This is a genomic window from Phenylobacterium sp. 58.2.17, assembly GCF_026411515.1.
Classification (GTDB): domain Bacteria; phylum Pseudomonadota; class Alphaproteobacteria; order Caulobacterales; family Caulobacteraceae; genus Phenylobacterium.
On record NZ_JAPMTQ010000088.1, the window covers coordinates 1 to 4,859 of the forward strand.

The 4,859-nt window shown below is 68.4% G+C and carries 4 protein-coding genes; 2 read left to right on the forward strand and 2 right to left on the reverse strand.

The features are described 5' to 3' along the window. Window positions 1-185, reverse strand: a 185-nt coding sequence (locus OUA97_RS23020; protein ID WP_267234419.1) for a hypothetical protein, incomplete at its 3' end; no start/stop codon positions are given. Then, entirely contained in the window at window positions 182-697 is a 516-nt protein-coding gene (locus OUA97_RS23025) for a sigma-70 family RNA polymerase sigma factor (RefSeq protein WP_267234420.1), read from the reverse strand. The genes OUA97_RS23025 and OUA97_RS23020, both read right to left, overlap by 4 nt. 322 nt (window positions 698-1,019) lie before the next feature. On the opposite strand from OUA97_RS23025, the gene OUA97_RS23030 reads away from it, so the two are divergent. Together OUA97_RS23030 and carB are read left to right on the forward strand one after the other, a co-directional pair. After that, on the forward strand, window positions 1,020-1,226 hold the full coding sequence (locus OUA97_RS23030) for a cold-shock protein (protein ID WP_183774102.1): 207 nt from the start codon (window positions 1,020-1,022) through the stop codon (window positions 1,224-1,226). 237 nt (window positions 1,227-1,463) lie between these two features. Beyond that, window positions 1,464-4,754 carry a carbamoyl-phosphate synthase large subunit gene (gene carB / locus OUA97_RS23035; RefSeq protein WP_267234421.1) on the forward strand — a complete coding sequence of 1,097 codons (3,291 nt, stop codon included), beginning with the start codon at window positions 1,464-1,466 and terminating at the stop codon, window positions 4,752-4,754. The last annotated feature ends 105 nt before the right edge of the window (window positions 4,755-4,859 follow it).

Sequence of the window (4,859 nt, forward strand, 5' to 3'; positions counted from 1 at the left end):
ACCGGCGCCGTCTCCGCAGCCAGCGGCGCCAGTCGCGCGCGCCACGCCAGCACCTGCGCCGCGAAGGCCGGGTCTCGCGCCATCCGCTGCTCGGCGGCCGCCCGCTCCTGCGCGGTCAGCACGCCAAGCGCATGTTCAGCCGCCAGGGCTTCGTCGTCCGGCGGTTCGGGGCCGAGGTCGCTCATCGCTCCAGGCACCCTCTCAACTTCAGCAGGCCGCGCCGGATCCAGCTTTTCACCGTGCCCAGCGGCGCGTCCAGCCGGCCGGCCAGGGCCTCATAGGTCAGCCCCTCGAAGAAGGCGGTGCGGATCGCACCCTGGGTCCTGGGATCCAGTTCGTCGAGACAGCGGGCCAGCGCCTGGCCGTCCTCGGCCGCCTCCAGCAGCGCCTCGGCCCGCGGAGCCCCGTCCTCGAGCTGCAGGTCCTCCACCGGCTCGGCGTAGGCGAGCGGGCCGCGCGCCCGCAGCCGGTCGATGGCGCGGTTGCGGGCGATGGTCGAGATCCACGCCATCACGCTGGCCCGCCCGGCCTCGTAGCGGTCGGCCCGTCGCCAGATGGTGAGATAGACCTCCTGCAGCACGTCTTCGCTCTCGTCCTTGTCGGAGAGGATACGCAGGCAGACGCCGAAAAGCTTCGCGGAGGTGGCGTCATAGAACCGGCGCATCGCCGCACGATCGCCCGCCGCGATCTGCAGCATCAGCTCAGCCAAGGGGTCAGGCGTGGCGATCGGAGCGGTCCCTACCGTGAAGCCCCCCGAAGCTGCCGCACTTCGCGCCGTCGGGAAAGGGCCGGGATCGCTTGCTGGGGTTCGCTTCACGCTGCAGAGCGCCGTTCCATGGAGCGCCTTGCGAGGGGCTTTGAAGCGCGCTAGGCTCAGTCCGTCAAACTCGTATGGTTCGGCTGATTTTCGACGCTCCACATTCCTGGCGCACCGAACCTGCTCTCCGACCCTCCCGAAATTTGATGCGTGACTCAAAAGGCTTGGGTTGCGGAACGACTTACCCAAGGACGACACTTCTATGGCTACCGGCACTGTTAAATGGTTCAACGGAACCAAGGGCTATGGCTTCATCCAACCCGACGATGGCGGCGCGGACATCTTCGTTCACATCTCGGCCGTTGAACGCGCCGGACTCCGCAGCCTGAACGAAGGCCAAAAGATCACCTACGAACTCGAGCAGGACCGTCGCAGCGGCAAGATGGCCGCCGGCAACCTGCAAGTCTAAGCGGTTCCGCAAACGGCCCTTGGGCCTTTGCATCGAAACGGCTGCGGGCCGGCGGAAACGCCGGCCCGTTTTCGTATGCGCCGCCGGTCAGGGGCCGGAAGCGGCCGCCTGCGGCGAGATTGCCGCCATCGCCGCTTGCGCGCGGGCGACTCCCCCTCTAAACGGCCCTCTTAACCTGCAGATTGACCGGGACCGGGCGCGCTTGAAGAGTGCGACCGCCCATGCGCGCGAGTGGACATGCCGAAACGCACAGACATCTCCTCGATCCTCATCATCGGCGCCGGGCCGATCGTGATCGGCCAGGCCTGTGAGTTCGACTACTCAGGCGTCCAGGCCTGCAAGGCCTTGCGCGCCGAGGGTTACCGCATCGTGCTGGTCAACTCGAACCCGGCCACGATCATGACCGACCCGGACGTGGCCGACGCCACGTACATCGAGCCGATCACCCCGGAGATGGTCGAAAAGATCATCGCCAAGGAGCGCCCCGACGCCCTGCTGCCGACCATGGGCGGCCAGACCGCGCTGAACACCGCCCTGGCGCTCGAGGAGCGCGGCGTGCTGGCCAAGTACGGGGTCGAGATGATCGGCGCCAAGGCCGAGGTCATCGACAAGGCCGAGGACCGCCAGAAGTTCCGCGACGCCATGGACAAGCTGGGCCTCGAGAGCCCCAAGTCCAAGGCCGCCCACTCGATGGACGAGGCCATGGAAGGCCTGGAGTTCGTCGGCCTGCCGGCGATCATCCGCCCGTCCTTCACCCTGGCCGGCACCGGCGGCGGCATCGCCTACAATGTCGAGGAATTCAAAGAGATCGTCGAACGCGGTCTCGACCTGTCCCCCACCACCGAGGTCCTCATCGAGGAAAGCGTGCTGGGCTGGAAGGAGTACGAGATGGAGGTCGTCCGCGACAAGGCGGACAACTGCATCATCGTCTGCTCGATCGAGAACATCGACCCGATGGGCGTGCACACCGGCGACTCGATCACCGTCGCCCCGGCCCTGACCCTGACCGACAAGGAATACCAGCGCATGCGGGCGGCCTCGATCGCCGTGCTGCGCGAAATCGGCGTCGAGACCGGCGGCTCCAACGTCCAATTCGCAGTGAACCCGGCCGACGGCCGCATGGTCGTCATCGAGATGAACCCGCGGGTGTCGCGCTCGTCGGCCCTGGCCTCCAAGGCCACCGGCTTCCCGATCGCCAAGGTCGCCGCGCGTCTGGCCGTCGGCTACACGCTCGACGAGCTGATGAACGACATCACCGGCGCGACGCCGGCCTCGTTCGAGCCCAGCATCGACTACGTCGTCACCAAGATCCCGCGGTTCGCCTTCGAGAAGTATCCGGGCTCGGAACCGACCCTGACCACCGCCATGAAGTCGGTCGGCGAAGTCATGGCCATCGGCCGCACCTTCGCCGAGAGCCTGCAGAAGGCCCTGCGCGGCCTTGAGACCGGCCTCACCGGCCTGGACGAGGTCGAGATCGAAGGCGCCCATGACGCCGAGACCGGCCGCGCTGCGGTGATCCGCGCCCTGGGCCAGCCCACTCCCGACCGCCTGCTGGTCATCGCCCAGGCGTTCCGCCACGGCCTGAGCGTAGAGGAGGTCAACGCCGCCTGCTCGTACGAGCCGTGGTTCCTGCGCCAACTCCAGGCCCTGATCGCCGTCGAGGCCCAGATCCGCGACCGCGGCCTGCCGGCCACCGCCGCCGAGTTCCGCGCCGTGAAGGCCCAGGGCTTCTCCGACGCGCGCCTGGCCAAGCTGACCCACACCACCGAAGCCGAGGTCCGCGAACAGCGCCGCGCCCACGGCGTGCGCCCCGTGTTCAAGCGCATCGACAGCTGCGCCGGCGAGTTCCGCGCCGCCACGCCGTACATGTACTCGACCTACGAGACCGGCGTGCTCGGCCAGATCCCCGAGTGCGAGAGCGAGCCGAGCGACCGCAAGAAGGCGATCATCCTCGGCGGCGGTCCGAACCGGATCGGCCAGGGCATTGAGTTCGACTACTGCTGCTGCCACGCGGCCTTCGCCCTCGACGACATCGGGGTGGAGTCGATCATGGTCAACTGCAACCCCGAGACCGTCTCGACCGACTACGACACCTCCGACCGCCTGTACTTCGAGCCGCTGACGGCCGAGGACGTGCTGGAGCTGATCGCCGTCGAGCAGGCCCGCGGCGAGCTGCTGGGCGTCATCGTCCAGTTCGGCGGCCAGACCCCGCTGAAGCTGGCCAAGCCGCTGGAAGACGCCGGCATCCCGATCCTGGGCACCTCGCCGGACGCCATCGATCTGGCCGAGGACCGCGAGCGCTTCCAGCAGCTGCTGCACAAGCTGAAGATCGCCCAGCCGGTCAACGCCATCGCCCGCTCGCGCGAAGAGGCCTTCGACGGCGCGCACAAGGTCGGCTACCCGATCGTCATCCGCCCCTCCTACGTGCTGGGCGGCCGGGCGATGGAGATCATCCGCGACGACGAGCAGCTTGAGCGCTACGTCAACACCGCCGTGCAGGTGTCCGGCGACAGCCCGGTGCTGATCGACCAGTACCTGAGCCGCGCCACCGAGGTGGACGTCGACGCCCTGTGCGACGACGCCGGCCAGGTGTTCGTCGCCGGGGTCATGGAGCACATCGAGGAAGCCGGCGTGCACTCGGGCGACAGCGCCTGCTCGCTGCCGCCGTTCTCGCTGAAGCCTGAGACCATCGCCGAGCTGAAGCGCCAGACCGAGGCCATGGCCCGCGCCCTGGAAGTCCGCGGCCTGATGAACGTGCAGTTCGCCATCGAGGAGCCGCACTCCGACGCCCCGCGCATCTACGTGCTGGAAGTGAACCCGCGCGCCAGCCGCACGGTGCCGTTCGTCGCCAAGACCATCGGCCAGCCCCTGGCCTCGATCGCCGCCAAGCTGATGGCCGGCGAAAAGCTCGCCAGCTTCAACCTGACCGAAAAGCCCTACGACCACATCGCGGTGAAGGAAGCGGTGTTCCCGTTCGCCCGCTTCGCCGGCGTCGACACGGTCCTGGGCCCGGAAATGCGCTCCACCGGCGAGGTCATGGGCCTGGACTGGATCCGCCCGGGCGAGACCAATGGCGCGGCCTTCGCCCGCGCCTTCGCCAAGAGCCAGCTCGGCGGCGGCGTGAAACTGCCCAAGGCCGGCAGCGTCTTCGTCTCGGTCAAGGACAGCGACAAGCCGTGGATCGTCGAGCCGGTGAAGCTGCTGCTCGCCCAGGGCTTCAAGATCCTCGCGACCGCCGGCACCGGTGGCTACCTGGCCGAACAGGGCCTGGAGGTCGAGCAGGTGAAGAAGGTGCTGGAAGGCCGCCCGCACATCGTCGACGCGATGAAGAACGGCGAGGTCCAACTGGTGTTCAACACCACCGAAGGCAAGCAATCGCTGGCCGACAGCTTCGAGATCCGCCGCACCGCGCTGATGATGAAGACCCCGTACTTCACCACCGCCGCCGGCGCCCTGGCTGCGGCTCAGGCCATCGTGGCCACCGTCGAAGACACCCTCGACGTGCGTCCGCTGCAAAGCTACGCCTGACAGACCGGGCGGGGGGGGGGGGGGGGGGGGGCGGCGGCCGCCCCCCCCCCCCCCCCCCCCGCGCCCGGGGGGGGCGCGGGCCGGGTCTTTGTGAAAAATATAACA

Coding starts and splice junctions, on each gene's coding strand:
- OUA97_RS23025 (WP_267234420.1), bottom strand. CDS start 697: ATGCTGCAGATCGCGGCGGGCGATCGTGCGGCGATGCGCCGGTTCTAT.
- OUA97_RS23030 (WP_183774102.1), top strand. CDS start 1,020: ATGGCTACCGGCACTGTTAAATGGTTCAACGGAACCAAGGGCTATGGC.
- carB (WP_267234421.1), top strand. CDS start 1,464: ATGCCGAAACGCACAGACATCTCCTCGATCCTCATCATCGGCGCCGGG.